Source organism: Micromonospora sp. WMMD737, from assembly GCF_049179055.1.
Lineage (GTDB): Bacteria > Actinomycetota > Actinomycetes > Mycobacteriales > Micromonosporaceae > Micromonospora > Micromonospora reichwaldensis.
Genome location: NZ_JBMHMH010000022.1, coordinates 1 through 4631 on the forward strand (window position 1 = coordinate 1; position 4631 = coordinate 4631).

Consider the following 4631-nt stretch of genomic DNA (forward strand, 5'->3'; position numbering starts at 1 on the left):
ACACCCGAGGCCCGGGATCGGCTGGTCTCCAGGACGATGCGCACCTTGTGCGGGGCAGCCCGCACCCGGCCGATCACCCACGCCCCGTCCATCTTCAGATGCGAATGGATACTGGCCGCGCCGACCCGAATGAACAGGTGCTTTCCCCGGCTGAGCACTTCGTCGACCACCTGACCGCGCAGGTCCACCGCGGCGTAGCGCGGGACCCGGACGTCGCAACGCGTCAGCTCGTGCCCCTGCAGCGCCGAGCGCAGCGTGTCGGCCGCACGGAACACGGTGTCGCCCTCGGGCATCAGCGCAGCCGCAGTCCGCGCGGAGTGCGGGCGAACCCGGCGGCCAACAGTGCGTCGCCGGCAGGGGAGTCCCGCTGATCCAGAGCCGCGGCCCCGTCGATTCGCTCCACCAGCAGTCCCGGGACCCGCCGTCGGGTCACCAACTCGGCCAGTGCCGCGCCCGCCGCGTTGGATGTCTCGGTGTCGGTGGTGAAGCTCAGCAGTGACCGGCCGCCGCGTTCGACGAACCAGGCCAGCTCGCCGTCGACGAGCACCACGAGCGCCCCGGCCTTGCGGCCGGGCCGGTGTGCCGTCTCGGCCTCGGTGTCGCGGGCCGGCCACGGCAGCGCCGCGCCGAACGGGTTGGCCGGATCGGCGGCGGCCAGTACGACTGCCCGCAGCGCGCCCTGCCGGTCATCGATGCTGTCGGCGTGGTTGCGCAGCCGGTCGACGGTGCTGGCGGTGGCGAACTGGGCGCCGCCCAGCGATTCGACGAAGTATCCGCGCTGGCATCGCCCGGCTTCTTCCATCGCGGTCAACACCTTGTACAGCGAAGCGAACCCGCCGGGCACGTTCTCGGCGGCGACGGCGCCCTTGGTGAGCACACCGTGCCGGGCGAGCAGCTGGTCGGCCTGGAAATGCGCCCGGACGGTGGTATCGGTCTCGGCGGGCGGCAGCACCGACCACCGTCCGGCCACCGTGGGGTCGGAGTCACGATGGCTCAGCGCGCTCGAACTCAGGCTGTAGCGGCTCAGCCGTGGGGGACGCCGGTGCCGGTGTGACGGCGCCGCCGCCCGCCGCGATCCGGTGCCGCGCGGACCTGACAGCAGGGCCCGCACCGGGGCGAATGTGTCACCGCTGACCCGGCCGGACCAGATCAGTTGCCAAAGAGCCTCTTTGAGCGACTCGTTGGGAACCCCGTCGAGCGACAGCTGGCGGAAGAAGTAGGCCCCGCCGCCGGACAACGCGTCGAGCACCGCCCGTTGCACGTCGGTGAACTCCAGCTCGCCCGGTGGTGCCAGTGACAGCGGCGCGGTGTCGGCCGGGTGGAAGGCCACCCAGCCGTCTGCAGCGGACAGTGCGCCGACACCGGACCACAGCACCTCCCCGGAGGCGAGCAGCTCGTCGAGCATGCCCGGCTGGTAGTCACGTACCCGCTGCCCGAGAACCAACGGTTCGACCGCCGAGGCGGGTAGCGGCACCCCGGCGAGCTGGTCGATGACCGCGGCCAGCCCGTCGACTCCGGACACCGACTCGGCGCCCAGCAGCTGCCAGGGCGGCAGGAAGCGGCCGAGAGCGGCGGTACTGACGGGCTCGATCTGGGCCCGCAGGGCCGCCAGCGAGCGCCGCCGAAGAATGCGCAGCACCTCGGCATCACACCACTGCTCGCCGGAATCGCCGGCCGCGTCGCTGAATTCGCCGCGCACCAGCTTCGCGTCCACCGCCAGCCGGCCCAGTACGTCGGCGGTCACCCGCAAGCCGAGCCCGAAGCGGGCGGCGGCCTCGGCGGTGGTGAACGGCCCCCGGGTACGGGCGAAGCGGGACAACAGTTCACCAAGTGGGTCGACGACCGGTTCGAGGAATGCGATCGGGACGCCGATCGGGACGGCGACACCGACACCGTCGCGCAGCCTTCCGATGTCCTCGATCGCCGCCCACCACGTCCGTCCGGCGTAGGCCACCGGCAGGGCGCGCTTGGCCGTCAGCAGGCCCTCCAGCCAGCCGCCGACGTCCTCGGTGGTGCTGCGGGCGGCGACCTCCTCGAGGGTCAGCGGACCCAGCAGGCGCAGCAGGTCGGCCACCGCCTCGGCGTCGCGGGCCAGCCGGTCCGGGGCCAGATGCTGCAGCTGGGACGAGGTCGCAGCCACCACGTCGGCGTCGAGGAGTTCGCGCAGCTCGACCCGGCCCAGCAGTTCGGCCAGCAGCGTCGGGTCCAGAGCCAGCGCGGCGGCGCGGCGTTCGGCCAGGGGGCTGTCGCCCTCGTACATGAACGCGCCGACGTAGCCGAACAGCAGTGAGGCGGCGAACGGTGACGGTGTCTGGGTCTCGACCTCCAGCAGGCGCACCCGGCGCGCGGCGATGCGCCCCATCAACGAGGTGAGGCTCGGCACGTCGTAGACGTCCTGCAGGCACTCGCGCACCGCTTCCAGCACGATCGGGAAATCCGGGTAGCCCCTGGCCACGTCGAGCAGCTGCGCGGCGCGCTGGCGCTGATGCCACAGCGGCGATCGCTTGCCCGGGTGGCGGCGCGGCAGCAGCAGCGCGCGGGCGGCGCACTCGCGGAACCGGGAGGCGAACAGCGCCGAGCCGCTGACCTCGGTGGTGACCAGCGGTTCGATCTCGTCGGGATCGAAGACGAAGATGTCGGCACCCGGCGGCCGGTCGTCGGTGTCGGGTAGGCGCACGATGATGCCGTCGTCGGAGGCGGTGGGTTTCTCGTCGATGCCGTAGCGCTCGTAGAGCCGCTTGCCCACTGCCAGCGCGAGCGGCCCGTGCACCCGAAGTCCGTAGGGGGAGTGCAGGATGACCCGCCAGTCGCCGAGTTCGTCGCGGAACCGTTCGACGACGAGCGTGCTGTCCGACGGCACCGCCGAGGTGGCCTGGCGCTGTTCGTCGATCAGCTGCCAGAGATTGTCGGTGGCGAAGGCATCGAAACCGACTTCACGGCAGCGCGTTTCGAACCCGTCGCGGTCAAGCCTGGCCAGCTCACCGGTGAACGCGCCGATCGCCGCGCCGAGTTCGACCGGCCTGCCGACGCCGTCGCCGCGCCAGAACGGCAGCCGTGCCGGCTCGCCCGGGGCGGGCACGACCAGCACCCGGTCATGGGTGATCTCGGTGATCCGCCAGCTCGTCGCACCCAGCGAGATGACGTCGCCGGGGCGTGACTCGTAGACCATCTCCTCATCGAGTTCACCTACCCGCGAGGGCTTCTCGGAGTCCGCCGACGAAGCGAGGTAGACGGTGAACAGGCCCCGGTCGGGGATGGCGCCGCCGGAGGTGACGGCCAGCCGCTGCGCCCCGGGCCGCGCGGTCAGGGTGCCGGCATCGCGGTCGTAGACGATGCGCGGACGCAGTTCGGCGAACTGCGTGGACGGGTACTTGCCCGACAACAGGTCCAGTATGGCCTCGAACGCGCTGCGTGGCAGCGTCGCGAACGGGGCGCTGCGCCGCACGGTGTCGAACCAGCGGTCCGCGTCGATCGGCTCCAGCGCGCTGGCGGCCACGGTGTGCTGGGCGAGCACGTCGAGCGGGTTGGCCGGGACGGCCATGGTCTCGATCTGAGCGGCCAGCATCCGTTGCACGCTGACGGCGCAGCCGATCAGGTCGGTGCGGTGTTTGGGGAACAGCACCCCCTGGCTGATCTCGCCGACCTGATGCCCGGCCCGGCCGATGCGCTGCAGGCCGCTGGCCACCGACGGCGGGGTCTCGACCTGGATCACCAGATCGACCGAACCCATGTCGATGCCGAGTTCCAGGCTCGACGTCGCGACCACCGCCTTGAGCCGGCCGCTCTTCAACGCGTCCTCGACCTCGGCTCGGGCCTCCTTGCTGACCGAGCCGTGATGGGCGCGGGCCAGTACGGGTTCGGCGCCGAAGGTCTGCCCGCTGCCCATTATGTGTGCCGGCGCACCGCCGGCCACCCCCGGATTGTGCGAGCCCAGTTCGAGCCCGGCGCGTTCGGCGTGGATCTCGTTGAGCCGCGCGGTCAGCCGTTCGGCCAGGCGGCGCGAGTTGGCGAACACGATCGAGCTGTTGTGCGCCTCGATCAGGTCGACGATGCGTTGCTCGACCTCGGGCCAGATCGAGTTGTCCTCGAGGTTGGCCATGTCGGGCACCGGCACGGTCAGGTCGAATGTCTTGGCCGCCGGGGGCGCCACGATGGTGGTGGGGGACGACCCGGACAGGAACCGGGCGACCTCCTCGGCCGGGCGCACCGTCGCCGACAGCCCGATGCGCTGCGCAGGGTGTGCGAGCATCGCGTCGAGGCGCTCCAGCGACAGGGCCAGATGCGCGCCGCGCTTGGTGCCGGCCACGGCGTGCACCTCGTCGACGATGACGGTCTGTATCCCGGCCAGGGTGTCGCGGGCGGCCGAGGTCAGCATCAGGAACAGCGATTCGGGCGTGGTGATCAGGATGTCGGGCGGCTTCGTGATCAGCTCCCGGCGCCTGGCCGGTGGGGTGTCGCCGGACCGCACCCCCACGCTGATGGCCGGTGGTGGCTGACCGGTGCGTTCGGCAATGCGCGCGATGCCGGTCAGCGGGGTGCGCAGGTTACGTTCGACGTCGACGGCCAGCGCCTTGAGCGGGGATACGTACAGCACCCGGGTGGACCGGGCCCCTGCAGCGTGCGAGGGGGGC

At 71.7% G+C, this 4631-nt stretch carries 2 protein-coding genes; both read right to left on the reverse strand.

Features of this window, described 5'->3' with window-relative positions:
- The coding region (locus ACN27A_RS33980; protein ID WP_421459044.1) for a DNA-formamidopyrimidine glycosylase family protein at positions 1 to 293 on the reverse strand (293 nt) is incomplete at its 3' end.
- Positions 293 to 4631, reverse strand: a 4339-nt coding sequence (locus ACN27A_RS33985) for an ATP-dependent helicase (protein ID WP_421459046.1), incomplete at its 5' end; no start/stop codon positions are given. The genes ACN27A_RS33985 and ACN27A_RS33980, both read right to left, overlap by 1 nt.